Consider the following 25,311-nt stretch of genomic DNA (forward strand, 5'->3'; position numbering starts at 1 on the left):
GGGGGCCATACTTGAAGCTCAATCCATCAGCTTGCGCGCTTCGGCCACGTCGTTGCGATAGGCCTCGAAAATGCTGCGCAGCGCGTCTTCAAACGTGACTTTGGGCTCCCAGCCGAGGTCCTGCATGGTGTTGGTGATCTTCGGTACCCGGTGCTGCGTGTCCTGGTAGCCCTTGCCGTAATACTCGCCGGAGGTGGTTTCGAGAACTTTTACCTGGGCCACGCTTGCCGCGTATTCCGGATACTGTTTGGCCAAGTCGAGCATCAATGCGGCGAGCTCGCGGATCGAATAGTTGTTCTTCGGGTTGCCGATGTTGTAGATCTTGCCGTTGGCGATGCCGTCCTTGTTGGCTATGATCTTCATCAGGGCGTCGATGCCATCGGACACATAGGTGAAGGAACGCTTCTGCGCGCCGCCGTCGACCAGTTTGATCGGTTCGCCGCGCACGATGTGGCCGAGGAACTGGGTGATGACGCGTGAGCTGCCTTCCTTCGGCGTATGGATCGAATCGAGGCCCGGGCCGATCCAGTTGAAGGGGCGGAACAGCGTGTATTGCAGCCCTTCCTGCTGGCCGTAGGCGTGGATCACGCGATCCATCATCTGCTTGGCGCAGGAGTAGATCCAGCGCGGCTTGTTGATCGGGCCCAGCACCAGGTTGGAATTCTCCGGGTCGAATTCCGGGTCCTGGCTCATGCCATAGACCTCGGAGGTGGAGGGGAAGATCACGCGCTTCTTGTACTTGACCGCCTGGCGGATGATCGGCAGGTTGGCTTCGAAATCGAGTTCGAAAACGCGCAGCGGCTCCTTGACGTAGGTGGCCGGCGTGGCGATCGCGACCAGCGGCAGGATCACGTCGCATTTCCGGACGTGGTACTCGATCCATTCCTTGTTGATCATGATGTCGCCCTCGAAGAAATGGAAGCGAGGGTTCTGCATCAACTCGGTGACGCGCTCGGAGTTCATGTCCATGCCATAGACCTCCCAGTCGGTCGTATTCAGGATGCGCTGGGAAAGATGATGGCCGATGAAGCCATTGACGCCGAGGATGAGTATCTTCTTCATGACAGGGAGAGTGCCGGGGTTCCGAAAGTAGCGTTGATCTGGTCGCCTGCTGTGGATGGGGCCAGTGGTAAAGCATCCAATTCTACCGCGAGCAGGCGCAAAAGCCTGCCGTCACCGCATTCGGCATAGAGGCGGCCGTCACGCGAAAACAGGGTGGGGCGGCCGCCGTGGGGGCCGGTTTCACCGGTCGGATGCAGGGAGCGCAGTACCTTCAGGCGGCCCTTTGGGGTGTCCGAGTAAGCTCCCGGATAAGGCGGAGCCACCGCGCGGATCAGGTTATGCACCTCGGCGGCCGGGCGGGTCCAGTCGATGCGACCGTCTTCCGCCTTGCGTCCGCCGAAATAGCTGCCTGCAGCGAGGTCTTGCGGCTTTGCCTTGGCACGACCGGCCAGCAGGTCCGGCAGCGCGCGGTCCAGCGCCATTTCGGCGGCCAGCGTGACCTTGTTGAACACTTCGATAGCCGTGTCGTCGGGCAGGATCGGCACCGCCTGCTGCGCGACGATGTCGCCGGCGTCGGGCTTTTCCAGCATCCGGTGCAGCGTCGCGCCGGTTTCCCGTTCGCCGCGGATGATGGCCCAATTCACCGGCACCCGGCCGCGATACTTGGGCAGCAGCGAGCCGTGCATGTTCCACGCACCCTGTCGCGGCAGGGCCAGCAGCGGTACCTTCAGCATCAGCCGGTAGTAGAAGGAAAACAGGAAGTCCGGCTGCAACGCGGCAAGTTCGGCGACCACGGCGGGATCGTTGGGATCGTCGGGAGTGATTACCGCGATGCCGTGGCGCGCGGCCAGTTCGGCGACGCTGTCGAACCATATGGTTTCGTTCGGGCTGTCCTGGTGCGTCACCACGCGCACCACATCCACGCCATGCGCCAGCAGCACGGACAGGCAGCGCACGCCCACGTTGTGGTATGCGAATACGATGGCCCGGCTCATGAGGACTGTTCGGTATCCCGTTCGAGGATGGCTTCGACCAGATAGCGCGGCCGGTGGCGCACCTGCTGGTAGATGCGGCCGATGTATTCGCCGAGCAGGCCGATGCCGAACAGGGCCAGGCCGATCAGGAAGAACATCAGCGCGAACAGGGTGAACAGGCCCTCGGCTTCCGGGCCGACGATCAGTCGCCTGGCGATCAGCAGCACGAACAGGGCCGCCGAGCCGAGCGAAACGAAAATGCCGAGCATGGAAAACCACTGCAGCGGCACCAGCGAAAAGCCCGTCATCAGGTCGAAGTTGAGCCGGATCAGGCTGTAGAGCGAGTACTTCGATTCGCCGGCGGCGCGTTCCTCGTGCTCGACCACCACTTCAGCGGGGCTGCGGGCGAAGGTGTAAGCCAGCGCCGGAATGAAGGTGGCGACTTCCTTGCAGCTGTTGATCGCATTTACCACGCTGCGCGAATAGGCGCGCAGCATGTTGCCCTGGTCGGTGATCTTGATGCGGGTGATCTTCTCGCGCAGCCGGTTCATCGCCTTCGAGGCCCAGGTGCGGAACAGGCTGTCCTGCCGCTTGCGGCGGATGCTGCCGACGTAGTCGTGGCCTTCGCGCATTTTCGCGACCAGCTTGCCGATTTCCTCCGGCGGATTTTGCAGGTCGGCATCCAGCGTGACAATGATCTCGCCGCGGCAGTGCTCGAAACCGGCCATGATGGCCATGTGCTGCCCCGCATTGGCGCCGAACAGGATGACGCGGGTGACGTCCGGCCGCGCTTCGAACTGTTCGCGCAGGATCGCCGCCGAGCGGTCGCGGCTGCCGTCATTGACGAAGACGACCTCGTAGCTTTCGCCCAGGGCGTCGAGCGCCGGATAGAGGCGGGCGAACAGCGTCGCGAGGGTGGCTTCCTCGTTGTAGACGGGGATGACGATGGACAGGTTCGGTGTGCTCATGCGGTCTCCGACAGGCTTGTAGTCAGCGCCGCGCAAACGCGGTCGATGTCGCTGTCCAGCATCGAGGGAAAGAGCGGCAGTGTAATGGTGGCGGCGCCGATCCGCTCGGCATGGGGAAAGTCGCCTTCCTTGAAGCCCAATGCCCGGTACAGCGAGAACAGGTGCAGCGCGGGGTAATGCACGCCGACGCCGATGCCGCTTTCCTTCATTGCCGCGATGAACTTGCCGCGATCGGCGCCGGCGGGCAGCAGGACCTGGAACATGTGCCAGTTGCTGTTGCTGAAATCGGCGACGGGTATTTCGAGGCCGAGCGCAGGATCGATGTGGTCGAAATAGCGGCGGGCCAGTTCGCGGCGGCGTGTGGTGAAAGCTGCCAGGTGTTTCATCTGGCCCAGTCCGATGGTGGCGGCGATGTCGGTCAGATTGAACTTGCCGCCCAGAACGTCGACGTCCATGCCGCCGTCCGGGAAGCGCCGCACGCCTTGCAGGCGCAGGCGTTCGCACAAGCCGGGGTCGATGTCGGCGGGCAGCACCAGCGCGCCGCCTTCGGACGTGGTGAGGTTCTTGTTGGCGTGGAAGCTGAAGGAGACGAAGTCGCGGTTGTTGCCGAACGAGTGGCCGATCGGCTTGCCGTTCCACGACGCACCGAAGGCTTGCGCGGCATCCTCGATGACGCGCAGTCCATGTTTGCCGGCGATGCCGTAAAGCCGGTCGCGATCCACCGGCAGGCCGGCGAGGTCGACCGGAATGACGGCCTTGGTCTGCGGCGTGGTGGCCGCTTCAACTGCATCCAGATCGATGTTGCGTGTGACGGGATCGACGTCGACCAGGATCGGCGTCGCGCCGACTTCGAGAATCACGTTGGCGGTGGCAACCCAGGTCAGAGGGGTGGTAATCACCGTATCGCCAGCGCCGACTCCCGCGAGGCGCAGCGCGATTTCCAGCGTAGCCGTGCCGGAATTGAACGCTCGCACCGGGCGGCCGCCGCAGTAGTCGGACAGCGCCGCCTCGAAGGCCTGCACCTTGGGGCCGCTGGTGATCCAGCCCGAGCGCAGCACGTTCGCGACTTCGGCGATGGTCTCCTCGTCGATGGCGGGCCGCGTGAAAGGCAAAAACGGAGCCGTCATGACCTCGCCACCAGGAACACACCGACGACGATGAAGCCGATGCCGAGCAGCTTCTGCGCCGCCAGCGCTTCGCCGAACCACTGCCAGGCGACGAAGGCATTGATCACGTAGCCGATCGACAGCATCGGGTAGGCGATCGACACGGGCACCCTTGAGAGCGCCATGATCCAGAGCACCAGGCTTACCGCGTAGCAGGCCATGCCGCCCATGATGAAGGGCTGGAAGGCCAGCTTGAGGCCGACCGGGACAATGTTGTCGGCATGGAACTCGAAATGGCCGACGGCATTGGTGCCGGCTTTGAGGAAGAGTTGCGCGGCGGCGTTGAGCAGCACGCCGGCGAGAACCAGGGAAAAGCTGACGGCGTTCATGTCATGGCTTCCTCACAATGACGCGGCGGGTGTCGCGGACGACTTCGGTCATGGGCAAACCCTTCTGGTTCAATTCCTTCCAGGTGGCCGGCGACATCAGTGCCCAGGCCACGGGCGCCGCGCTCCACGCCTGTTCGAAGCCGGCGATGTCGGGAATGAACTTCCGCGGCTCCTGACTGATGCCGAAGCCGAGTTCGTCGCGGTAGGCGACCATGGTGGTGGTGCGCTTGAGGTAGAACTGCAGGCTCTGGTCGTAGGTATCGACGCTGAAGAATGGCGCGTCCGGCGGTATTTGCGGACGGATCGCGGCGGCCATGTCGTGTGCCGAATTGACGGCGCCGAGACTGTCGTGACCCAGCAAAAAGCCCTGACCGAAGGCGAAGCCGCCGAAGGCAAGGGTGAACATGGCGGCCACGTTGCGCCCCCGTCTTCCCAGCCAGAACGCGATCAGGCCGCCGGCCAGCAGGGCACCGGCGCCGGCATACAGCCAGGGTTGGTAGGCCTCGTAGAGTGCAACCGGGACTTTTTCGCTGGCGAAGCCGGTGACGTAAGGCACCAGGAACAGACAGCCGCCACCGATGGCGACCGCAGGCAGGACGTGCCATTCGATGCGGCGAGACGCGGCGTGGCCGGCCAGGTGCAGGCCGATCAGTGCGGCCAGCGCCGGGAAGATCGGCAATATGTAGGACGCCAGCTTGGAACTGGAGGCCGAAAAGAAGACAAAGACCAGCACCGTCCACACCAGCAGGAAACGGCGCGGCTGGAAGCGGCGGCCGGCATCGCGGCGGAAGCCGGCGGCGATGCCTTGCACCAGGCTGCCGAGCCAGGGCAGCATGCCGATCAGCAGGATCGGGATGAAATACCACATTGGCTGGTAACGGCCGTGGGCCTTGGTCAGGAAGCGCTCGAAATGCTCGTGGATGAAAAAGAAATGCGCGAATTCGGGGTTGGCCAGCGAAACCGCGATGAACCACGGCGCGGTGATCGCCAGCAGGATCAGCAGGCCGCGGAACGGGCGGATGCGCAGGATGAAGCCCCAGTCGCGTTCCCACAGGGCATAGGCGACGACCGTCGCGGCCGGCAGCACCAGGCCGATCAGGCCCTTGGAGAGTATCGCCAGCGCCAGCAGTACCCAGGCGCCGTCCTGCCAGCGCCGACTTTCACGCTGGCTGGCATCGTCGCGCTGGCCGAGGCACAGCGCGAACACCGCGGCGGCCAGAAAGAAGCTGACGCCCATGTCCAGCGTGTTGACGTGGCCGATCACGTTCCACAGGACGCTGCCGGCCAGCACCGCCCCCGCGATCAGCCCGGCTTGCAGGCCGAACAGGCGTGCCGTGGCGAAGGCCGTGGCGAGGATGCCGAGGAAGCCGGTCAGCGCCGGCCAGAGCCGCGCGGTCCAGTGGTGTTCGCCGAAGACGGTGAAGGCCGTGGCCGTGGCCCAATATTGCAGTGCCGGTTTTTCGAAGTACTTGAGCCCGTTCAGGCGCGGCGTCAGCCAGTCGCCGGTGGCCACCATTTCGCGCGGGATCTCCGAGTAGCGCCCCTCGTCGGGATTGATCAGGCGGCGCTGTTCCAGCGTGCCGAACCAGGCCAGGGCAAAGACCAGTATCAGTGCCAGCAGCGGCAGGCCGCGCAATTCGCGCGGTTGGGCTAGCCGGCGCATTCGATGATCAGCGCGGCGGCCACGTCGCGTCCTTCGGCCATGAGGATGTTGTAGGTGCGGCAGGCGGCATGGGTGTCCATCACCTCGACGCCGACGCGGCGCTCGATCAGCGGGCGCAGCAGTGCCGGGGCGGGGAAGCGCTGGCGCGGCCCGGTGCCGAGCAGGACGATCGGGCAGTCGAGGCCGGCCACCGCTTGCAGGTCGGATTCCGTCAGGCTGTCAATCGAATCCGGCGGCCAGTCTTCGATCAGGCGTTGCGGCGTCAGGAGGAAGCTTCTCGTCAGCGGGCGGCCATTTACGGCGATGTGCCGGGCATCGTAGGCGGTAATGGCAAGCAGGCCGGTGGTGACGGAGGAATGAAGCTTCATTCGGGGCGCGGGTTTGGCGGCTTGGATGACAACGGAGTGGCGAAGAGTGGAAGGCCGAAAGCCGCATCAAATCTGGATTTGCGGTGCAGCATTGGCTTCGGTAACATTATACATTCACCGACGTTGCCCAACCCGGGCGGCATCATGCAGAAAGGACGGTTGCTCATGCAGCCCGTGAATAAATCAGCCAAGCTCAACAATGTCTGCTACGACATTCGCGGCCCCGTGCTGGCCCGCGCCAAGCAGATGGAAGAGGAAGGCCACAAGATCATCAAGCTGAACATCGGCAACCTCGCCGCGTTCGGCTTCGATTCGCCCGAAGAGATCCAGCAGGACATGATCCGCAACCTGCCCAGCGCCGCCGGCTATGTCGATTCGAAGGGGATTTTCTCCGCGCGCAAGGCGGTGATGCATTACACCCAGCAGAAGCACATCAAGGGCGTGACGATCGAGGACATCTACATCGGCAACGGGGTTTCCGAGCTGATCGTGATGGCCATGAACGCGCTGCTCGACAGCGGCGACGAAGTGCTGCTGCCGGCGCCCGACTATCCGCTGTGGACGGCGGCGGTCAGCCTTTCCGGCGGCACGCCGCGCCATTACCTGTGCGACGAAGGCGCCGGTTGGCTGCCCGATCTGGACGACATCCGCGCCAAGATCACGCCGCAGACCCGGGCCATCGTCATCATCAACCCCAATAACCCGACCGGAGCCGTTTACCCGGACGAGGTGTTGAAGGAAATTATCGAAATCGCCCGGCAGAACGACCTGATCATCTATGCCGACGAGGTCTATGACAAAGTGCTTTACGACGGAGTGACCCACACCTCGATCGCGGCCCTGTCGGAGGATGTGCTGACGATCACCTTCAACGGCCTGTCGAAGAACTACCGTTCCTGCGGCTACCGGTCGGGGTGGATGATCGTTTCCGGCGAAAAGAAGCATGCGCGCGATTACATCGACGGCCTCGACATGCTGGCCTCGATGCGTCTTTGCGCCAACGTCCCCGGGCAGTGGGGCATCCAGACGGCCTTGGGCGGCTACCAAAGCATCGACGACCTGGTGGCGCCGGGCGGGCGCATGTGCCGCCAGCGCGACGTGGCGCACGAACTGATCACGGCCATTCCCGGCGTCAGTTGCGTCAAGCCCAGGGCCACGCTCTACATGTTCCCGCGCCTCGATCCGAAGATGTACCCGATCAGCGACGACCAGGATTTCATCGCCGAACTGCTGGTGGCGGAAAAGGTGCTGCTGGTGCAGGGCACGGGTTTCAACTGGCCGCATCCCGACCATTTCCGCCTGGTGTTCCTGCCGCACGAGGATGACCTGCGCGAGGCCATCGGCCGCATTGCCCGCTTCCTCGAAGGCTATCGCAAACGGTATGGCAACTGAGTTTGTGGTGGTGGAGGTGACGGGCAGCGATGGCAGCGTGGCCGAGCCGGCATGGCTGGCTCGCGCCGAGTCGGTGCATCGCCAGTTGCGCACGGGCTTGCCGGTCGATTACGCCGGTCGCCTGCGAGCGGTATTCGCCAACGGCGCGCGCATGAGCGTGGCGACCGAGGACACGGCGGTGCGCGGTGTCGCGTTGTGGCGCGTGATCGAGAATACCTACGAGGGGCGCCGGCTGTACGTCGACGACCTGGTGACCGATGCCGCCCATCGTTCGCGGGGCATCGGCAAAGCATTGCTTCATCATCTGGAACGACACGCACGGGATTTGCAGTGCGACGTGCTGGCGCTCGACTCGGGCACCCAGCGCACCGATGCGCATCGCTTTTACTTTCGTGAGGGCCTCGTGATTCCGGCCTTCTCCTTCAGGAAAAACTTGAAATGAAACCTATCAACGTAGGACTGCTCGGCATCGGTACCGTCGGTGGCGGAACCTTCAACGTGCTTGCGCGCAACGAAGCGGAAATCACCCGCCGCGCCGGGCGCCCGATCCGCATCACGAAAGTGGCGGACAAGAATCTCGAACTCGCGCGCCAGGTGACGGCGGGGCGGGCCGAAGTCACCGACGATGCCTTCTCGGTGGTGAGCGACCCCGAGATCGACATCGTCATCGAACTGATCGGCGGCTACGGCATCGCCAGGGAACTGGTACTGAAGGCCATCGCCAACGGCAAGCACGTGGTCACGGCGAACAAGGCGCTGCTCGCGGTGCATGGCAACGAGATCTTCGCCGCCGCGCACGAGAAGGGTGTCATGGTCGGCTTCGAGGCGGCGGTGGCGGGCGGCATTCCGATCATCAAGGCGCTGCGCGAGGGCCTCTCGGCCAACCGCATCCAGTGGATCGCCGGCATCATCAACGGCACCACCAATTTCATCCTCTCCGAAATGCGCGACAAGGGCCTGTCCTTCGATACGGTGCTGAAGGAGGCGCAGCGCCTGGGCTATGCCGAGGCCGATCCGACCTTCGACATCGAGGGCATCGACGCCGCGCACAAGATCACCATCCTTTCGGCGCTGGCCTTCGGCATCCGCATGCAGTTCGACAAGGCGCACGTCGAGGGCATCAGCAAACTGGACGCCGACGACATCAAGTATGCCGAGCAACTCGGCTACCGCATCAAGCTGCTGGGCATCACCCGGCGCCGTCCGGAGGGCGTAGAGCTGCGCGTGCATCCGACGCTGATCCCGGCCAAGCGACTGATCGCCAATGTCGAAGGCGCGATGAATGCCGTGCTGGTGCAGGGCGACGCCGTCGGCGCCACCTTGTATTACGGCAAGGGCGCCGGCGCCGAGCCGACCGCCTCGGCGGTGATCGCCGACCTGGTCGATGTCACCCGCATGCACACCGCCGATCCCGAACATCGCGTACCGCACCTGGCCTTCCAGCCCGGCGCCGTCGAAGACACGCCGATCCTGCCGCTGTCCGAAGTCGAAACCAGCTACTACCTGCGGTTGCGCGTGGAGGACAAGCCCGGCGTGCTGGCCGACATCACGCGCATCCTCGCCGACCAGCAGATTTCCATCGACGCCATGATCCAGCGCGAGCCGGCCGAAGGCGAATCGCAGACCGACATCATCATGCTGACCCACATCACGCGCGAGAAGAACGTCGATGCCGCGATCGCCAGGATCGAGGCGCTGCCGGTGGTGAAGAAGCAGGTGATCCGTCTGCGCATGGAAGAGCTGGGCTGACGAATCGACCAGGGTTGACTTCCCTGTTCTGAAACGGAGTCGCCGGATGGGAGTCATTCCGCGGAAGTTGCCTATCGCAGAGCGTAGAACGATAATCGCATTTTCCGCATCATTTCGGGGCCAGCCATGAGAGTCTATTCAGCGGTAATTGAACGGTGCGCACAAACCGGCCTGTTCGTTGGTTTCGTTCCCGGCTTTCCTGGCGCGCATTCCCAGGGCGAAACGCTGGATGAACTCAACCACAACCTGCACGACGTAATTGCAATGCTTCTGGAGGATGGCGAACCCATGCTGGAGTCGGAGTTTGTCGGGGTTCAAAACGTTGCCGTAGCTTGAGTCATGGGAAATGTTCCGGTCCTCAAACCCCATGAAGTCATTGCCATTCTTGTCAGGCTCGGATTTACTGAAGTCCGCCAACGCGGCTCGCACAAACAATTCCGCGATACCGCTGGCCGCTAACGGTGCCGTTTCATCTAGGCCGAGATATCTCCCCGATCCTGCTCCGTCAAATAGCCAAAGACATCGGCCTCGCGCTTGATGAATTTCTCAAGCATAGATAGTCAGAAAGGTCAGTGTGCAACTGTTTTCAAGGTGTGCGTCTTGTTGAAGAACAAATCGACACTGACCCCTATAGTTCTGATTCTGGCGACTACCTTAATCGTATTCTGGTGGTCTTATGAACGCACTGAAGCTGATCTGTTGGACTCAATCAAGTTTAGTGTGTCGATTGGTAGCATCTTCGTCTCTCTATTTCTTTTGCGCCGACTACACTTGGAGCAAAAGACCAGCGGGCTGGGAGAAGCCGAATATCTGCTCAAGCAAGCTGGTGGCGCCCAAGATCTTTTGTCGCAGGCGTTCTCGGCCCTCGGGGCCGGGTGGGTATACATTGCAGTAACGCTTGGGCTTCCCCTAATTGTTGGTTTTGGCACCAAGTCCTTCGCGTTGGGAGCGACGATTTTCGTTTTGTCCGCCGTACTTTGTGGCCCGGCGGCATATGGTGCGTTCCGCTTCTATTCGAAAGCACGCCCCATAGCGCAAAAGGCTCTAGAACTCTCACAGCATGACGCCCAACCCGGCAGTCAACAGGACGCTGCGCGATGAAGCCGCGCAGCGCCGGTTATGTCAGACGTTCCCGCCGTGCCGCCAGCGCCGACTTTCTTCATCTCGATCCCCATCAATAACGGCAGTTCTCCAACATTTTCCTGTTTCCAAAACCTGACATGAAATACATCTCCACACGCGGCGGCGGCAAGCCGCAGGAATTCTGCGACATCCTGCTCGGCGGCCTTGCGCCGGATGGCGGGCTTTACCTCCCCGAGTCCTATCCGCAGGTGGCCGACCGACTCGACGAGTGGCGCGGCCTGTCGTATGCCGAGCTGGCTTTTGAAATTCTGTCGCTTTACATCACCGACATTCCGGCGGCGGACCTCAAGGCAATCTGCGACAAGACTTACACGACCGAGACCTACCGCTGGAGCCGCGATGCGGCGAAGGCGCGGGACATCGTGCCGCTGACCACGCTGGAGCCGGATTTCCACCTGCTGGAACTGTCCAACGGGCCGACGCTGGCCTTCAAGGACATGGCCATGCAGTTGCTCGGCAACCTGTTCGAGTACGTGCTGGACCGGCGCAATGAAACCATCAACATCCTCGGCGCGACCTCGGGCGATACCGGATCGGCGGCGGAATACGCGATGCGCGGCAAGCACAATGTGCGCGTCTTCATGCTTTCGCCGGAAGGCAAGATGAGCGCCTTCCAGCGCGCGCAGATGTATTCGCTGCAGGATGCGAACATTTTCAACATCGCCGTGCGCGGCATGTTCGACGACGCGCAGGACATCGTCAAAGCGGTTTCCAACGATGCCGGGTTCAAGGCGAAGTACAAGATCGGCGCGGTGAATTCGATCAACTGGGCGCGGGTCGCGGCGCAGATCGTGTATTACTTCAAGGGCTGGTTCGAGGCCACGACCTCAAACGACCAGAAGGTGGCTTTTTGCGTGCCGTCTGGCAACTTCGGCAACATCTGCGCCGGCCACATCGCGCGCATGATGGGCTTGCCCATCGCCCAATTGGTGCTGGCCACCAACGAAAACGACGTGCTCGACGAGTTTTTCCGCACCGGCATCTATCGCCCGAGGGCAACGGCCGAAACCTACGTCACGTCCAGTCCCTCGATGGACATTTCCAAGGCGTCGAATTTCGAGCGCTTCGTTTTCGACCTGGTCGGCCGCGATCCGGCGATCGTGCGCCAGCTATGGCGCGAGGTGGATGGCGGCGGCAGCTTCAACTTGGCCGAGGGGCCGTTTGCGACGCGTCTGCCGGACTACGGCTTCGTCTCGGGTAGCAGTTCGCATGCCGATCGCTTGGCGACGATACGCGATGTCTGGCAGCGCCACGGGCTGATGATCGACACCCACACGGCGGATGGCGTCAAGGTGGCGCGGGAGCATCGTGTCGCCGGACTGCCGATGATCGTGCTGGAAACCGCGCAGGTGGTGAAGTTCGCCGAAACCATACGGGAAGCGCTGGGCCGCGATCCGGTGCGGCCGAAGGAACTGGACGGAATCGAAAATCTGCCGCAGAAGGTCGAGGTGGTCGATGCGGCGCTGGATCAGGTGAAGGACATCATCGTCCGCCACTGCTGACACCGTATCGGCGCCGGCTTTTCGGGAGTCGGCGCTGGCGGTGCGGCGATTGCTGCCCTACAGGTAGATGACCGCCGGAAATACCGTGACGGCAAGCACCAGCACCAGCCATTCCAGGTTGTAGCGGGCAAGCATTCCGGTGAAATGCATGACCAGGATGACGATGGCGGCGATGTAGTAGAGGATGAAAAGCATTTTTATTCTCCGTGGGCGGCAGCCATCCAGGAAAACGACAAGCGGATAATCCCGGGCTGGTTCGTTGAGGATTCTAGCATCATTGGCCGCCGGCCAAGCCGAGGCCAACGGGTTTTAGTTTGAATGGAATTTCCTGTCCGCGCCGCGCCCGTGTTCCGCGGAAACTGGCCTGGCTGCGGACGTCGAGCGACTGCTGAACGAGTTTCCCGCCGCGCCCGCTGCCACTGACCAGCAATGCGTGTCCGCCGCTCACGGCGACGCCGACGACCTCGTCGTTTTTGGCCAGGTCGATCAGCATCAGTCCCTTGCCCTTGGCCATTTCCTTGAGTTCGGCCAAAGGGAATAGCAGCAGGCGGGCACTTTGGGTCAGCACCGCAACCGTATCTCCGGCGAGCGGTGCGGGCGGCAGCGGCTTCTCGCCCTTGTCCAGCGCGAGGAAGGCCTTGCCGGCCTTGTTGCGGGCGATCATGTCGGCCACGCTGGCGACGAAGCCATAGCCGGCTGAGCCGGCCACCAGATACTTGCTTTCCGGCGCTGCGGTGAGCGCCAGCGCCAGTTTGCCGCCTTCCTGGAAATCGATCATGGTATTCAGCGGTGCGCCGTCGCCGCGGCCACCCGGCAGGTCCGAGACCTTCACGCTGTAGCTGCGGCCGTTGCTGTCGATCACGATCAGCGGCCAGACGGTGCGCGTCTCCGCCACCATCCAGGGGAAGTCGCCGGTCTTGTAGGTGATGCCGGCCGGGTCGATGCCGTGGCCCTGGCGCGAGCGCACCCAGCCGTTCTTCGAGATGATGACCGTCACCGGTTCGTCCGGCACCGCAATCTCGCCTTGCGAGATCGGCGTCACGGCTTCCATCAGGGTGCGCCGCTCGTCGCCGAAGCGCTTGGCGTCTTCGCTGATTTCCTTCTGGATCAGTTTGGTCATCTCGTGGCGCGAGTCGAGCAGTTTGGTGAGCTGGCCGTGCTCGGTACGCAGGTCGCCGAGTTCCTTTTCGATGCGGATGCCTTCGAGCCGCGCCAGTTGCCGCAGGCGGATTTCAAGGATGTCCTCGGCCTGAATTTCGGTCAAACCGAAACGTGCAATCAAATCGGGCTTGGGTTCGTCGGATTCGCGGATGCAACGGATCACTTCGTCGATCTTCAGGAAGACCGTCATGCGCCCTTCGAGGATATGCACGCGGCGCAGCACTTCGGCCAGACGATGCCGGGTGCGGCGTTCCACCGTGGCGAAGCGGAAGGCGATCCATTCGTGGAGGATGGTCAGCAGGTTCTTCTGCTGCGGCCTTCCATCGCGGCCGACCATGGTGAGGTTGACTGAAACGCTGGATTCGAGGCTGGTGTGCGCCAGCAGCACGGCCATGAATTCGTCTTGCGCCAGACGCGAGCTCTTGGGCTCCAGCATGATGCGCACCGCCTGCTGGTCGCTGGATTCGTCGCGCACGCTGTCGAGCACGCCGAGCACCAGCGCCTTCAGGTTCTTCTGTTCCTGGCTGACGTCCTTCTTGCCGGTGCGCGGCTGGGGATTGGTCAGGCCTTCGATTTCGGACAGCACTTGCGCCACCGAAACGCCATGTGGCAGTTCGTACACGATGACGCGCCACTGGCCGCGTGCGAGCTCCTCGATGCGCCAGCGCGCACGCATGCGTAGCGAGCCGCGGCCATTGGCATAGGCATCGCGGATGTCGGCCGGGGTCGAGATGAGCTGGCCGCCGCCGGGGAAATCCGGTCCCGGCAATACCGCCAGGACTTCTTCCAGCACCGCTTCGGGTTTCTTGATCAAGAGGCGCGCCGCCTCGGCGACTTCGCGCAGGTTGTGCGGCGGGATTTCCGTGGCCATGCCGACGGCGATGCCCGAAGCACCGTTGAGCAGAACCACCGGCAGGCGCGCCGGCATGAGCTGCGGCTCGGTCATCGAGCCATCGTAGTTGGCGGTGAAATCCACCGTACCGCGATCGATTTCCGACAGCAGCAACTCGGCGAAAGGCGTCAGGCGGCATTCCGTATAGCGCATCGCGGCCGCACCATCGCCGTCGCGCGAACCGAAGTTGCCCTGGCCGTCGACCAGCGGATAACGCAGGGTGAAGTCCTGCGCCACGCGCACCATGGCGTCATAAACGCTGGTGTCGCCGTGCGGGTGGTATTTGCCGATGACATCGCCGACCACGCGCGCGCTCTTGACGTGCTTGGCGCTGGCGGCGAGGCGCATCTCGTTCATGGCGTGGAGGATGCGCCGCTGCACCGGCTTGAGGCCGTCTTCCACCTGGGGCAGGGCGCGCGCGCGCACCACGCTCATGGCATAGGCGAGGTAGGCACGCTCGGCGTAGGCGGCGAGCGGCAAAGCTGTACCGTCGCCCATCGCACCTTCGAAAGTCGGCGCTGGCGGTACGGCGGGAGGAGGCGGAGCGGCGATGTCGGCGGACACCGGTTCGTCGAAAAGATCGGGGGTATCGTTGTTCATGCTCATCAGAGATCGGCCTCCACGAGGTGACCGTTCAGTTCCATCCAGGCGCGGCGCGAGGAAGCCTCGCCCTTGCCCATCAGCAGGTTGAAAAGTTTCAGGGTGATTTCGTCAGCGCCGGGGGCATCGACCACCGGCAGCACGCGACGTGTCGCCGGCGCCATGGCGGTTTCGCGCAACTGGTCGGGATTCATTTCGCCCAGGCCCTTGAAGCGGCCGACTTCGACGGCCTCTGCGCGGATGCCTTCCTTGATCAGGCGATCCTTGATCGCGACCAGTTCGCCCTCATCCAGTGCGTACAGCCTGCGGGCCGGACGCTTCTTGCCCGAGGCGGGAACGTCGATGCGGTAGAGCGGCGGCTGCGCGATATGGATATGGCCGTGGCGGATCAGGGCCGGGAAGTGGCGGTAGAACAGGGTCAACAGCAGGGTCTGGATGTGTGCGCCGTCGACATCGGCATCGGACATGATGATCAGCTTGCCGTAACGCAGTCCGGACAGGTCGGGGCTGTCGGCGGGGCCATGCGGGTCGACGCCGAGCGCCACGGCGATGTCGTGGATTTCGTTGTTGGCGAAGAGCCGCCCGGCTTCGACTTCCCAGGAGTTGAGCACCTTGCCGCGCAAGGGCAGGATGGCCTGGGTTTCCTTGTTGCGCGCCATCTTGGCCGAGCCGCCGGCGGAATCGCCCTCGACCAGGAACAGTTCGTTTTCGGCGATGTCGGTCGATTCGCAATCGGAGAGCTTGCCCGGCAGCACGGCGACACCGGATTGCTTTTTCTTTTCGACCTTCTGCGCATTCTTCTGTCGCGCCAGCGCCTGCTTGATCGAGATATCGGCAATCGCCTTGCCGGCTTCGACATGCTGGTTGAGCCAGATTTCGAAGGGGTCGCGGATCATGCTGGAGACCAGCTTCACGGCTTCGCGCGAGTTGAGCTTCTCCTTGACCTGGCCCTGGAATTGCGGATCGAGAATGCGCGCCGAAAGCACGAAGGCCATGCGGCTGCAGACGTCGTCCTGCTGCAGCTTGACGCCGCGCGGCAGCAGTGCGCGATGTTCGATGAAGGACTTGACTGCCTCGAAGGCGCCGGCGCGCAAGCCGGATTCGTGGGTGCCGCCGGCCACCGTCGGAATCAGGTTGACGTAGGACTCGGAGGCCACCGCATCGATGTGCCAGCCAATAGCCCAGGCTGCGCCTTCGCCCGCGGCGAAGTCGGCATGGTCGGCGTCGGCGTATTTCTCGGCGGCGTAAAGCGGGGCGACCGCTTCGGCATTGCCCGCCAGTTCCGCCAGATAGCCGGCGAGGCCGCTCGGGTAGCTCCAGGTCTTGGTCTGGATGCTGCCGTCGGCCTGCTCGATGTCGAGGCGCACCTTGACGCCGGGCAGCAGCACGGCCTTGGAGCGCAGCAGGCGTTCCAGTTCGGCTGGTGGAACCTTTGGCGCATCGAAGTATTTCGGATCGGGCCAGACGCGCACCCGGGTACCGCTCTGGCGGCCGCAACTGCCGACTTCCGTGAGGGCGCCGACGCTTTCACCGCCGCCTGAAAACTCGATGGCCCAGATTTTTCCTTCGCGCCGCACTTCGACCGAGACGCGGGTGGACAGCGCGTTGGTGACGGCGACGCCGACCCCGTGCAGGCCGCCGGAAAAGGCATACGCGGAATTGCCGGTGCTCTTGTCGAATTTGCCGCCGGCATGCAGGCGCGTGAAAGCCAGTACCACGACGGGGATCTTCTCGTCGGGATGCAGGCCGACCGGAATGCCGCGGCCGTCGTCGGTGACCGTGATCGAGCCGTCGAGGTGCAGCAGCACGTGCAGGTTTTTCGCGTGCCCGCCGAGCGCTTCGTCGGCGGAGTTGTCGATGACTTCCTGGATGATGTGCGCCGGCGAGTCGGTGCGGGTGTACATGCCGGGGCGCTCGCGCACCGGCTCCAGTCCCTTGAGGACACGGAAGGAGGATTCGTCGTAAGTGGGGGTGACAGCCATTTTTAGTATCGAATGAAAATGTTCAGAAGCGTGCGTCGGCGAGACAGTCGATCAGACCCGTGTGCCAGTCGGGCAGGGCCAGGCCGCAGTCGCGCTGGAAGCGCGAGCAGTCGAGCTGCGAGTTGGCCGGTCGCGGCGCGGGCAGCGGATAGTCGGCGCTGGCGATACGGCGAACCACGGGCAGTTTTTCCATCAAGCCGGCCGCTCGCGCTGCGGCGAAGATGGCTTCGGCATAGCCGTGCCAGCTCGTCGCGCCGGCGGCGGCGAGATGATACAGCCCGTTGGGGATGTCCTTGCGGGCAAGGATCAGGGCCGTGGCGTCAGCCAGATGGCGAGTCCAGGTTGGTGCGCCGGTCTGATCCCCCACCACGCGTAGTTCATCGCCCGTTTCGCAACTGCGGCGGCCCAGGCGCAGCATGGTTTTCATGAAATTCGCGCCGTGCAGGCCATAGACCCAACTGGTGCGAAAAATCAGGTGGCGCGCACCGGCGGCCGCGATTGCCAGTTCGCCGTCGCGCTTGCTGCGGCCATAGGCGGAGAGTGGAGCGGTAGTGTCGTCTTCGGTGTAGGGCGCCGACTTGCTGCCGTCGAAAACATAATCCGTCGAATAGTGGATCAGCAGCGCATCGAGGCGTTTGGCTTCCTCGGCAAGGATGCCGGGTGCTTCGGCGTTGATCGCACCGGCCATCTCCGGCTCGGCTTCCGCCTTGTCCACCGCGGTGTAGGCGGCGGCATTGACGATGACGTCGGGTGCAATGGCGCGCACGGCATCGCGCAGGGTTTCCGGCTTGGACAAGTCGAGTTGACTGCGATCGCAGGCGACCACTTCGCCGAGGCAGGCCAGCGAGCGCTTCAATTCGCGGCCAAGCTGGCCGGCGGCGCCGGTGAGCAGGATCTTCATGCGAAGGTTTCCGCTTGAGCGAAAAGCCGACCGGTCGCGTCCTTGGCCGCCAGCAGCGGTTCTCCGGTCAGCGGCCAGGGAATCGCGAGTTGCGGATCGTTCCACAACACGGTGCGTTCATGCGCCGGGCTCCAGTAGTCGGTGGTCTTGTAGAGGAACTCGGCGGAATCCGAGGTGACGCAGAAGCCGTGGCCGAAGCCGGGTGGAATCCAGGCCATGCGGCGGTTGGAGGCGGAAAGCGTGAAGCTGACCCATTTTCCGAACGTGGGGGAGGATCGGCGCAGGTCCACTGCCACGTCGTAGACTTCGCCGGCTGTCGCCCGCACCAGCTTGCCCTGGGCGTGTTCGATCTGGTAGTGCAGGCCGCGCACGACATTCTTCTGCGACTTCGAGTGGTTGTCCTGGACGAACTCGGCGTCGATTCCCAACTCGGCAAAGGTTCGCCGGTTCCAGCTTTCATAGAAGTAGCCGCGGTCGTCGCCGAACACTTTCGGTTCGAGCAACAGCACTTCGGGGATGGCGGTGGGAATCACCTTCATCCACGCACCTCGTGCTTCAGCAAGCCGGCCAGGTACTGGCCGTAACCGCTCTTGCCCAGCGGTTCGGCGAGCTTCGCCAGTTGCGCGTCGCTGATCCATTTCTGGCGCCAGGCCACTTCCTCGGGACAGGCCACCTTGAGGCCCTGGCGCTTTTCGATGACTTCGATGAACTGGCCGGCTTCGAGCAGCGACTCGTGGGTTCCGGTATCCAGCCAGGCCATGCCGCGGCCCATGATCTCGACCTTGAGCTGGCCGGCTTCGAGATAGATGCGGTTGAGGTCGGTGATTTCGAGTTCGCCGCGCGCCGAGGGTTTGAGCTTCGCCGCGAGTTCGCAGACTTGTTCGTCGTAGAAGTAGAGCCCGGTGACCGCATAACGCGACTTCGGCGCCCTGGGCTTTTCCTCGATGCTGACGGCGCGTCCGGTTGCATCGAATTCGACCACGCCGTAGCGTTCGGGATCGCTGACCGCGTAGGCAAACACCGTGGCGCCAGCGCCGACTTTGCTTGCGCGCTGCAACTGGTCGGCGAAATCGTGGCCGTAGAACAGGTTGTCGCCGAGTACCAGGGCCGAGGGGTGGTCACCGACAAAGTCGCGGCCGATGATGAAGGCCTGCGCCAGTCCGTCGGGACTCGGCTGCACGGCGTATTTGATCTCGATGCCCCATTGCGAGCCGTCGCCCAGCAGTTGCTCGAAGCGCGGCGTATCCAGCGGCGTCGAGATCAGCAGGATTTCACGGATGCCCGCCAGCATCAGCGTCGTCAGCGGGTAGTAGATCATCGGCTTGTCGTAGATCGGCAGCAGCTGCTTGGACACCGCCAGCGTGACCGGGTGCAGCCGGGTGCCGGAGCCGCCGGCGAGAATGATGCCGCGGGTGCTCAGACTGCTCATTGCCGGTCTCCATAGTTGCGTTCCATCCACTGGCGGTATTCGCCCGAGATGACATGGGCGATCCAGGCCGGGTTGTGCAGATACCAGCGCACGGTCTTCGCCAGACCGGATTCGAAGGTCTCCTGCGGTGTCCAGCCCAGTTCGCGCTGGATCTTGCCGGCATCGATGGCATAGCGCTGGTCGTGGCCGGGGCGGTCGGCCACCGAAATCTTCTGCTCGCGGTAGCTGCGGCGGTCGTGGCGCGGTTTCAACTCGTCGAGCAGGGCGCACAGCGTATCGACCACTTCGAGGTTGGTCTTTTCGTTATGGCCGCCGATGTTGTAGGTCTCGCCCACGCTGCCGCGCTCGAACACCAGGCGCAGGGCACGGGCGTGGTCATCGACGTAGAGCCAGTCGCGCACGTTGTCGCCCTTGCCGTAGATGGGCAGGGGCTTGTCCGACACCGCGTTGTGGATCATCAGCGGAATCAGCTTCTCGGGAAACTGGCAGGGGCCGTAGTTGTTCGAGCAATTGGTGATCACGGTCGGCAGGCCGTAGGTGTGATGCCAGGCGCGCACCAGATGGTCGGAGGCGGCCTTGGAGGCGGAGTAGGGCGAATTCGGCTGGTAGGGGCTGGTCTCGACGAAGAGTCCCGTGGCGCCCAGCGAACCGAAGACCTCGTCGGTCGATACGTGATGGAAGCGGAAGGTGGCCTTGGGTTCCGGATCGAGCGCGGACCAGTGGGCGCGCGCCGCTTCGAGCAGGGTATAGGTGCCGCTGATGTTGGTTTCGATGAAGTCGCCGGGACCGTGGATCGAACGATCGACATGCGATTCGGCGGCGAGGTGGATCACGCCGGCGGGTTGGTGCTCCGCGAACAGGGCATCCAGCGCCGCGCGGTCGCAGATGTCGGTGCGGCTGAAAACGTGGCGATCGGAGTCGGCGATGTCGGCCAGGGATTCGAGGTTGCCGGCATAGGTCAGCTTGTCGATATTGACGATGCGCCAGTCGCTTTCGGCGATCAACAGGCGAATCAGTGCCGAACCGATGAAGCCGGCGCCGCCGGTGACAAAGAGGGTTTTCATTTCCGTTGAAAAAGCAAAATGGCTGGGAAAGATGGCAAAGTCGCATTCTATTCGATCAAAATGCGGGGCAGCCCGCAGCAGCAGAGATGCGGTGGTGCATTGACAATGCGGTGCGGTCCGGTTCAGGCTTGACGCGGTTAATGCTTGAAATATAAAATAAAAAATCAGCGGGTACTTTGCAGTTCGTGGAGATTCCAATGCGCATCGTTTGCCTGGGCGGAGGCCCCGCCGGCCTGTTCTTCTCGATCCTGATGAAGCAGGCCGATCCGGCCAGTGACATCACGGTGCTCGAGCGCAATCGTGCCGACGACACCTTTGGCTGGGGCATCGTGTTTTCCGACAAGACCATGGATGGTTTCCGTCAGGCCGATGCGCAGGTGGTCGAGCAGATCGAGCGCAATTTCCGCCACTGGGACGACATCGACGTCTTTTTCAAGGGCCGCAGGATCACTTCCGGCGGCCACGGATTCTGCGGCATTGCGCGCAGGAAACTGCTGGAGATATTCCAGAATCGCGCCACGGAACTCGGTGTCCATCTCGAATTCGAGACCGAGTTCAAGGACCCGGACGACTATGCGCGGGACTACGACCTGGTGGTCGGCGCCGACGGCGTGTTTTCGGCTACCCGCAACAAATACAGCGACTATTTCAATCCGCGCATCGACCAGCGCAAGTGCCGCTTCATCTGGCTCGGCACCCGCAAGAAGCTGGACGCCTTCACCTTTGCCTTCAAACAGACGCAATGGGGCTGGTTCAACCTGCATGCCTATCGCTTCGACGAGGAATGGTCCACTTTCATCGTCGAGACCCCGGAAGACACCTGGCTCAAGGCCGGCATCGACAAAATGGAGCCGGATCAGTCGATCGCCTTTTGCGAAGAGTTGTTCGCCGATCTGCTCGACGGCCAGCCGCTGGTTTCCAACGCCCGCCATCTGCGCGGTTCGGCGGTGTGGCTGAAATTCAATCGCGTGCTGTGCGAACGCTGGTTCAAAGGCAACATCGTGCTGATCGGCGATGCCGCGCATACCGCGCACTTTGCCATCGGCTCCGGCACCAAGCTGGCGATGGAGGATGCGATTGCGCTGGCGCAGGTGCTCACCAGCAGTGAAGGCGATGTGCCGGCGCGTCTGGCGCGCTATCAGACCGAGCGTGAAGTCGAGGCGCTCAAGCTGCAAAGCGCGGCGCGCAATCGCATGGTCTGGTTCGAGAACATCGAGCGCTACGTGCACCTGGAACCCGAGCAGTTTGCCTTTTCGCTGTTGACCGGCAGCCAGCGCGTCGGTCATGCCAACCTGAAGCTGCGCGATCCGGCCTATGCGGCCGGCGTAGACCGCTGGTTTGCCGGAAGCTGCGGCCTGGCCCCCGCTGTTGCCGCCGATCCGGTACCGCCGATGTTCACGCCCTTCAAGCTGCGCGACCTGAGCTTGAACAATCGCGTCGTCGTCGCGCCGATGTGCATGTATTCAGCGCGGGACGGCATGCCTGTCGATTTTCATCTGGCGCACTACGGCAGCCGCGGCATGGGCGGAGCGGCGCTGATCATTACCGAAATGACCTGCGTCTCGGCCGATGCGCGCATCACGCCCGGATGCACCGGCATCTGGAACGACGAACAGCGCGATGCCTGGAAGCGCATCGTCGATTTCGTGCACGCCAACGGCGGCGCCGGGATCGCGCTGCAGATCGGCCACGCCGGCCGCAAGGGCGCGACCCGGCTGGCATCGGATGCGATCGACATGCCGCTGCAATCCGGAGCCTGGCCGCTCCTGGCGCCGTCGGCGCTGCCCTACATCGAGGGTGTCTCGCAGACGCCGCGGGAGATGGATCGCGCCGACATGGAATGCATCAAGGCCGACTTTATCGAGGCGACTCGCCGTGCCGCCAGCGCCGACTTCGACATGATCGAATTCCATGCCGCCCACGGCTATCTGATGTCGTCCTTCATTTCGCCGCTGACCAACCGGCGCAGCGACGAGTACGGCGGCAGCCTGGAGAACCGCTGCCGCTATCCGCTCGAAGTGTTCCGCGCCATGCGCGAGGTCTGGCCAGCCGGGAAGCCCATGTCGGTGCGCATCTCCGCCCACGACTGGGTGTCTGGCGGCACGACGCCCGATGATGCGGTTGCGGTCGCCCGCCTGTTCAAGGCGGCGGGCGCCGACATCATTCATGTTTCCTCGGGCCAGGTCAGCAAGGACGAAGCGCCGGTCTATGGCCGCATGTTCCAGGTGCCGTTCTCGGACCAGATCCGCAACGAACTCGATGTGCCGACCATCGCCGTCGGCAATATTTTCGAGGCCGACCACGTCAACACCATCATCGCGGCAGGCCGCGCCGACCTGTGCGCGCTGGCGCGGCCGCACCTGGCCGATCCGGTCTGGACGCTGCATGCCGCCGCCGCACTCGGCTTCAAGAACATTGCCTGGCCGCCGCAGTATCAGGGTGGCAGGTTGCAGCTCGAACGCAATCTCGAACGTGCGGCGCAACTCGCGCTCGACGCCTGAAAGGAGTCTTGACGGATGAAACACCTTGCGGGCAAGCCCCACCAACTGCCAGGCAACCGGCAAAGCCTGCAGGACTATCAGGCGCGGCACTTCAGCTATCGGATGGAGGGCGCGGTCGCTGTCGTCAGCCTCAATCGTCCCGAGCGCAAGAACCCGCTCACCTTCGATTCCTACGCCGAACTGCGCGACCTGTTCCGCAACCTGGCCTACGCCAGCGACGTCGGTGCCGTGGTGCTGACGGGCGAGGGCGGCAACTTCTGTTCAGGCGGCGACGTGCACGAAATCATCGGCCCGCTGACCGAGCTCGACATGCCCGGTCTGCTGGCCTTCACGCGCATGACGGGCGACGTCATCAAGGCCATGCGCGCCTGCCCGCAACCCGTGGTGGCAGCCATCGACGGCATCTGCGCCGGAGCCGGCGCCCTGCTGGCGCTGGGCTCGGACATGCGCCTGGGGACTGCGCGTGCGAAGACTGCATTCCTGTTCAGCCGGGTCGGCCTGGCAGGCTGCGACATGGGCGCCTGCGCCATGCTGCCGCGCATGATCGGGCAGGGCCGCGCCACCGAACTGCTGATGACCGGGCGCGCCATGGCCGGAGAGGAGGCCGAGCGCTGGGGTTTCTTCAATCGGCTGTGTGCTCCGGAAGAACTGCTGGCCGAATCCCTGAAACTGGCGCGGGAACTGGCCGGCGGGCCGACCTTCGCCCACGGCATGACCAAGAAGATGCTGCATCAGGAATGGAACATGGGCGTCGACGAAGCCATCGAGGCCGAAGCGCAGGCGCAGGCGATCTGCATGGCGACCAACGACTTTCATCGCGCGTATCACGCGTTCGTCGCGAAACAGAAGCCGGTCTTCGAGGGCGACTGAGTCGTGGCCGATACCCGATACCTTGACTGGCCTTTCCTGGAACCGCATCACCGGGAACTTGCGCTTGCGCTGGAACGATGGGCCGCGGAGAACTTCGATGATGCGCCCCATGCCAGGGGCCGGGCAACCGATGACGCCTGCCGCGCGCTGGTCAAACGGCTGGGGAGTGGGGGATGGTTGCGTCATGCCGTCGGCGGCAGCGCCTATGGCGGCATTGCCGAGAATGTCGATACGCGCAGTATCTGCCTGATCCGCGAGATACTGGCGCGCCATTCCGGCCTGGCCGATTTTGCCTTTGCCATGCAGGGCCTGGGCAGCGGCGCGATCACCCTGCACGGCAGCGAGGCGCAGAAACGTCGCTATCTGGGCCGTGTCGCGGAAGGTTCGGCGATCGCTGCCTTCGCGCTGTCCGAACCGGATGCCGGCTCGGACGTCGCCGCCATGCAATGCGCGGCGCGGCAGGAGGGCGACGGCTATGTCCTCAACGGCGAGAAGACCTGGATATCCAACGGCGGCATTGCGGACTTCTATGTGGTCTTTGCCCGCAGCGGCGAAGCGCCGGGTTCGCGAGGCATCACGGCCTTCATCGTCGACGCCGATACGCCGGGCCTTGAAATCGCCGAGCGCATCGAGGTCATCGCCCCGCATCCCCTGGCGCGCCTGCATTTCACCAATTGCCGGGTGTCCGCCGCGCAACGTCTGGGCGATGCCGGCCAGGGCTTCAAGATTGCGATGCGCACCCTGGACATCTTCCGCACCTCGGTGGCCGCCGCCGCATTGGGCTTCGCGCGCCGCGCGCTGGACGAAGCCGTGCAGCATGCGATCTCACGCCGGATGTTCAATCATGCTCTGGCCGATTTTCAGCTGACGCAAGCCAAACTCGCTGACATGGCGGCCGCGATCGATGCTTCTGCCCTGCTGGTCTATCGCGCCGCCTGGCTGCGCGACCAGGGCAGAACGGTGACCAAGGAGGCCGCGATGGCGAAAATGCTCGCGACCGAGTCGGCGCAACAGGTCATCGACGCCGCCGTGCAGATTCTCGGCGCGCGTGGCGTCGTCAGCGAGGCGCCGGTGGAGAGGCTGTACCGGGACATCCGGGCGCTGCGCATCTACGAGGGCGCCACCGAAGTGCAGAAGTTGATCATTGCCCGCGAGTTGCTGAAGGAAGCGACCGCAAGCCCGGACAAGAATTGAATCAGGAGGCCAATTGAAAAAGAATCATCGCGAAGTCGGCGGCACGCCGGACCGACAGGTGCTGCAGCCGGCCGATTGGACGGCGCCCAGGGGCTACTCGAACGGCATAGCCGCCCGTGGCCGCGTGGTGCTCATCAGCGGGCAGGTGGGATGGGACGGCCAGTGTCTGTTCCACAGCAGCGACCTGGTGTTGCAGGCGCGGCAGGCGCTGCAGAACATCGTGGCCATCCTCGCCGAGGCCGGCGGCAAGCCGGAGCATCTGGTGCGCATGACCTGGTATGTGGTGGACAAGCGCGAGTATGTCGCCGCGTTTCCGAAGCTCGGCGAGGTCTATCGCGAGGTGATCGGGCGCAATTTCCCGGCGATGACCGCGGTGCAGGTCTGCGGCCTGATCGAGGATGCTGCACGTGTCGAGATCGAGGCCACCGCGGTCATTCCGGACTGAGGTGGCTGCCGGCGGT

25 protein-coding genes are annotated in these 25,311 nt (G+C 63.6%); 11 read left to right on the forward strand and 14 right to left on the reverse strand.

What is annotated here, in order from left to right; all coding sequences use genetic code 11:
• Positions 1-18: 18 nt before the first annotated feature.
• From SUTH_RS07485 to SUTH_RS07515, 7 genes are read right to left on the reverse strand one after another with little or no spacing between them, the layout of a single operon-like run.
• Positions 19-1,062 carry a bifunctional UDP-4-keto-pentose/UDP-xylose synthase gene (locus tag SUTH_RS07485; protein ID WP_052473427.1) on the reverse strand — a complete coding sequence of 348 codons (1,044 nt, stop codon included), beginning with the start codon at positions 1,060-1,062 and terminating at the stop codon, positions 19-21.
• On the reverse strand, positions 1,059-1,997 hold the full coding sequence (locus tag SUTH_RS07490; RefSeq protein WP_041098299.1) for a formyltransferase: 939 nt from the start codon (positions 1,995-1,997) through the stop codon (positions 1,059-1,061). Before SUTH_RS07490 ends, SUTH_RS07485 begins: the two co-directional genes overlap by 4 nt.
• Positions 1,994-2,944 carry a glycosyltransferase gene (locus SUTH_RS07495; protein WP_041098301.1) on the reverse strand — a complete coding sequence of 317 codons (951 nt, stop codon included), beginning with the start codon at positions 2,942-2,944 and terminating at the stop codon, positions 1,994-1,996. Before SUTH_RS07495 ends, SUTH_RS07490 begins: the two co-directional genes overlap by 4 nt.
• The gene (locus tag SUTH_RS07500) at positions 2,941-4,071 is read right to left on the reverse strand and encodes a DegT/DnrJ/EryC1/StrS family aminotransferase (RefSeq protein ID WP_041098303.1); all 1,131 of its coding nucleotides are present in this window, start codon (positions 4,069-4,071) and stop codon (positions 2,941-2,943) included. Before SUTH_RS07500 ends, SUTH_RS07495 begins: the two co-directional genes overlap by 4 nt.
• A complete protein-coding gene (locus tag SUTH_RS07505; protein ID WP_041098305.1) occupies positions 4,068-4,439 on the reverse strand; it encodes an SMR family transporter in 372 nt (123 codons plus the stop codon). The genes SUTH_RS07500 and SUTH_RS07505 overlap by 4 nt, the downstream gene beginning before the upstream one ends.
• 1 nt (position 4,440) lies before the next feature.
• The gene (locus SUTH_RS07510; protein WP_041098307.1) at positions 4,441-6,102 is read right to left on the reverse strand and encodes a glycosyltransferase family 39 protein; all 1,662 of its coding nucleotides are present in this window, start codon (positions 6,100-6,102) and stop codon (positions 4,441-4,443) included.
• Positions 6,090-6,470, reverse strand: a complete 381-nt coding sequence (locus SUTH_RS07515; RefSeq protein ID WP_041098309.1) for an Mth938-like domain-containing protein — start codon at positions 6,468-6,470, stop codon at positions 6,090-6,092. Before SUTH_RS07515 ends, SUTH_RS07510 begins: the two co-directional genes overlap by 13 nt.
• Positions 6,471-6,635: 165 nt before the next feature.
• Here SUTH_RS07515 and SUTH_RS07520 point away from each other — a divergent pair, with 165 nt between their 5' ends.
• The 7 genes from SUTH_RS07520 (at position 6,636) to thrC (ending at position 12,256) form a co-directional block, all read left to right on the forward strand.
• Entirely contained in the window at positions 6,636-7,862 is a 1,227-nt protein-coding gene (locus SUTH_RS07520) for a pyridoxal phosphate-dependent aminotransferase (RefSeq protein ID WP_041101949.1), read from the forward strand.
• Positions 7,852-8,304 carry a GNAT family N-acetyltransferase gene (locus SUTH_RS07525; protein WP_041098311.1) on the forward strand — a complete coding sequence of 151 codons (453 nt, stop codon included), beginning with the start codon at positions 7,852-7,854 and terminating at the stop codon, positions 8,302-8,304. Before SUTH_RS07520 ends, SUTH_RS07525 begins: the two co-directional genes overlap by 11 nt.
• Entirely contained in the window at positions 8,301-9,611 is a 1,311-nt protein-coding gene (locus SUTH_RS07530) for a homoserine dehydrogenase (protein ID WP_041098312.1), read from the forward strand. The genes SUTH_RS07525 and SUTH_RS07530 overlap by 4 nt, the downstream gene beginning before the upstream one ends.
• A gap of 126 nt (positions 9,612-9,737) precedes the next feature.
• Complete coding sequence (locus SUTH_RS18995; protein WP_084207297.1) at positions 9,738-9,947, forward strand: type II toxin-antitoxin system HicB family antitoxin; 210 nt, start codon at positions 9,738-9,740, stop codon at positions 9,945-9,947.
• Positions 9,948-9,950: 3 nt separating this feature from the next.
• Positions 9,951-10,070 (forward strand): type II toxin-antitoxin system HicA family toxin, encoded by a 120-nt coding sequence (locus tag SUTH_RS20345; protein ID WP_197539665.1) that lies wholly within the window; start codon positions 9,951-9,953, stop codon positions 10,068-10,070.
• A 78-nt stretch (positions 10,071-10,148) separates the two neighbouring features.
• Positions 10,149-10,712, forward strand: coding sequence for a hypothetical protein (locus SUTH_RS07540; RefSeq protein ID WP_041098314.1), 564 nt, complete (start codon positions 10,149-10,151; stop codon positions 10,710-10,712).
• 119 nt (positions 10,713-10,831) lie between these two features.
• Positions 10,832-12,256, forward strand: coding sequence for a threonine synthase (thrC, locus tag SUTH_RS07545; RefSeq protein WP_041098315.1), 1,425 nt, complete (start codon positions 10,832-10,834; stop codon positions 12,254-12,256).
• A gap of 57 nt (positions 12,257-12,313) precedes the next feature.
• On the opposite strand, the gene SUTH_RS19620 is transcribed toward thrC, so the two are convergent.
• The 7 genes from SUTH_RS19620 to rfbB form a co-directional block, all read right to left on the reverse strand.
• Positions 12,314-12,451, reverse strand: coding sequence for a hypothetical protein (locus SUTH_RS19620; RefSeq protein WP_171817332.1), 138 nt, complete (start codon positions 12,449-12,451; stop codon positions 12,314-12,316).
• Between the two features lie 79 nt (positions 12,452-12,530).
• Complete coding sequence (gene parC, locus SUTH_RS07550) at positions 12,531-14,915, reverse strand: DNA topoisomerase IV subunit A (RefSeq protein WP_231851115.1); 2,385 nt, start codon at positions 14,913-14,915, stop codon at positions 12,531-12,533.
• Positions 14,915-16,891, reverse strand: coding sequence for a DNA topoisomerase IV subunit B (locus SUTH_RS07555; protein WP_041098316.1), 1,977 nt, complete (start codon positions 16,889-16,891; stop codon positions 14,915-14,917). Before SUTH_RS07555 ends, parC begins: the two co-directional genes overlap by 1 nt.
• 22 nt (positions 16,892-16,913) lie before the next feature.
• The gene (gene rfbD / locus SUTH_RS07560) at positions 16,914-17,792 is read right to left on the reverse strand and encodes a dTDP-4-dehydrorhamnose reductase (RefSeq protein ID WP_041098317.1); all 879 of its coding nucleotides are present in this window, start codon (positions 17,790-17,792) and stop codon (positions 16,914-16,916) included.
• Entirely contained in the window at positions 17,789-18,331 is a 543-nt protein-coding gene (gene rfbC, locus SUTH_RS07565) for a dTDP-4-dehydrorhamnose 3,5-epimerase (RefSeq protein WP_041098318.1), read from the reverse strand. Before rfbC ends, rfbD begins: the two co-directional genes overlap by 4 nt.
• Positions 18,328-19,221, reverse strand: a complete 894-nt coding sequence (rfbA, locus tag SUTH_RS07570) for a glucose-1-phosphate thymidylyltransferase RfbA (protein ID WP_408054960.1) — start codon at positions 19,219-19,221, stop codon at positions 18,328-18,330. The genes rfbC and rfbA overlap by 4 nt, the downstream gene beginning before the upstream one ends.
• On the reverse strand, positions 19,218-20,285 hold the full coding sequence (rfbB, locus tag SUTH_RS07575; RefSeq protein WP_041098319.1) for a dTDP-glucose 4,6-dehydratase: 1,068 nt from the start codon (positions 20,283-20,285) through the stop codon (positions 19,218-19,220). The genes rfbA and rfbB overlap by 4 nt, the downstream gene beginning before the upstream one ends.
• A 197-nt stretch (positions 20,286-20,482) precedes the next feature.
• Between rfbB and SUTH_RS07580 the strand changes: the two genes are divergently transcribed.
• Genes SUTH_RS07580 through SUTH_RS07595 form a run of 4 tightly spaced genes read left to right on the forward strand, consistent with a single transcriptional unit; the run spans position 20,483 to position 25,295 of the window.
• Positions 20,483-22,786 (forward strand): bifunctional salicylyl-CoA 5-hydroxylase/oxidoreductase, encoded by a 2,304-nt coding sequence (locus SUTH_RS07580; RefSeq protein ID WP_041098320.1) that lies wholly within the window; start codon positions 20,483-20,485, stop codon positions 22,784-22,786.
• A 15-nt stretch (positions 22,787-22,801) separates the two neighbouring features.
• Complete coding sequence (locus SUTH_RS07585; protein WP_041098321.1) at positions 22,802-23,656, forward strand: enoyl-CoA hydratase family protein; 855 nt, start codon at positions 22,802-22,804, stop codon at positions 23,654-23,656.
• 3 nt (positions 23,657-23,659) lie between these two features.
• Positions 23,660-24,850 (forward strand): acyl-CoA dehydrogenase family protein, encoded by a 1,191-nt coding sequence (locus SUTH_RS07590; protein WP_041098322.1) that lies wholly within the window; start codon positions 23,660-23,662, stop codon positions 24,848-24,850.
• Between the two features lie 13 nt (positions 24,851-24,863).
• Positions 24,864-25,295: a RidA family protein gene (locus SUTH_RS07595; RefSeq protein ID WP_052473429.1), complete on the forward strand. Its 432-nt coding sequence runs from the start codon at positions 24,864-24,866 to the stop codon at positions 25,293-25,295.
• Positions 25,296-25,311 lie beyond the last annotated feature (16 nt).

The sequence above is a fragment of the Sulfuritalea hydrogenivorans sk43H genome, from assembly GCF_000828635.1.
Classification (GTDB): domain Bacteria; phylum Pseudomonadota; class Gammaproteobacteria; order Burkholderiales; family Rhodocyclaceae; genus Sulfuritalea; species Sulfuritalea hydrogenivorans.

What these genes read in the sequence shown, in the direction of transcription:
- SUTH_RS07485 (WP_052473427.1), bottom strand. Translation starts at nt 1,062, where the DNA reads ATGAAGAAGATACTCATCCTCGGCGTCAATGGCTTCATCGGCCATCAT.
- SUTH_RS07490 (WP_041098299.1), bottom strand. Translation starts at nt 1,997, where the DNA reads ATGAGCCGGGCCATCGTATTCGCATACCACAACGTGGGCGTGCGCTGC.
- SUTH_RS07495 (WP_041098301.1), bottom strand. Translation starts at nt 2,944, where the DNA reads ATGAGCACACCGAACCTGTCCATCGTCATCCCCGTCTACAACGAGGAA.
- SUTH_RS07500 (WP_041098303.1), bottom strand. Translation starts at nt 4,071, where the DNA reads ATGACGGCTCCGTTTTTGCCTTTCACGCGGCCCGCCATCGACGAGGAG.
- SUTH_RS07505 (WP_041098305.1), bottom strand. Translation starts at nt 4,439, where the DNA reads ATGAACGCCGTCAGCTTTTCCCTGGTTCTCGCCGGCGTGCTGCTCAAC.
- SUTH_RS07510 (WP_041098307.1), bottom strand. Translation starts at nt 6,102, where the DNA reads ATGCGCCGGCTAGCCCAACCGCGCGAATTGCGCGGCCTGCCGCTGCTG.
- SUTH_RS07515 (WP_041098309.1), bottom strand. Translation starts at nt 6,470, where the DNA reads ATGAAGCTTCATTCCTCCGTCACCACCGGCCTGCTTGCCATTACCGCC.
- SUTH_RS07520 (WP_041101949.1), top strand. Translation starts at nt 6,636, where the DNA reads ATGCAGCCCGTGAATAAATCAGCCAAGCTCAACAATGTCTGCTACGAC.
- SUTH_RS07525 (WP_041098311.1), top strand. Translation starts at nt 7,852, where the DNA reads ATGGCAACTGAGTTTGTGGTGGTGGAGGTGACGGGCAGCGATGGCAGC.
- SUTH_RS07530 (WP_041098312.1), top strand. Translation starts at nt 8,301, where the DNA reads ATGAAACCTATCAACGTAGGACTGCTCGGCATCGGTACCGTCGGTGGC.
- SUTH_RS18995 (WP_084207297.1), top strand. Translation starts at nt 9,738, where the DNA reads ATGAGAGTCTATTCAGCGGTAATTGAACGGTGCGCACAAACCGGCCTG.
- SUTH_RS20345 (WP_197539665.1), top strand. Translation starts at nt 9,951, where the DNA reads ATGGGAAATGTTCCGGTCCTCAAACCCCATGAAGTCATTGCCATTCTT.
- SUTH_RS07540 (WP_041098314.1), top strand. Translation starts at nt 10,149, where the DNA reads ATGAATTTCTCAAGCATAGATAGTCAGAAAGGTCAGTGTGCAACTGTT.
- thrC (WP_041098315.1), top strand. Translation starts at nt 10,832, where the DNA reads ATGAAATACATCTCCACACGCGGCGGCGGCAAGCCGCAGGAATTCTGC.
- SUTH_RS19620 (WP_171817332.1), bottom strand. Translation starts at nt 12,451, where the DNA reads ATGCTTTTCATCCTCTACTACATCGCCGCCATCGTCATCCTGGTCATG.
- parC (WP_231851115.1), bottom strand. Translation starts at nt 14,915, where the DNA reads ATGAGCATGAACAACGATACCCCCGATCTTTTCGACGAACCGGTGTCC.
- SUTH_RS07555 (WP_041098316.1), bottom strand. Translation starts at nt 16,891, where the DNA reads ATGGCTGTCACCCCCACTTACGACGAATCCTCCTTCCGTGTCCTCAAG.
- rfbD (WP_041098317.1), bottom strand. Translation starts at nt 17,792, where the DNA reads ATGAAGATCCTGCTCACCGGCGCCGCCGGCCAGCTTGGCCGCGAATTG.
- rfbC (WP_041098318.1), bottom strand. Translation starts at nt 18,331, where the DNA reads ATGAAGGTGATTCCCACCGCCATCCCCGAAGTGCTGTTGCTCGAACCG.
- rfbA (WP_408054960.1), bottom strand. Translation starts at nt 19,221, where the DNA reads ATGAGCAGTCTGAGCACCCGCGGCATCATTCTCGCCGGCGGCTCCGGC.
- rfbB (WP_041098319.1), bottom strand. Translation starts at nt 20,285, where the DNA reads ATGAAAACCCTCTTTGTCACCGGCGGCGCCGGCTTCATCGGTTCGGCA.
- SUTH_RS07580 (WP_041098320.1), top strand. Translation starts at nt 20,483, where the DNA reads ATGCGCATCGTTTGCCTGGGCGGAGGCCCCGCCGGCCTGTTCTTCTCG.
- SUTH_RS07585 (WP_041098321.1), top strand. Translation starts at nt 22,802, where the DNA reads ATGAAACACCTTGCGGGCAAGCCCCACCAACTGCCAGGCAACCGGCAA.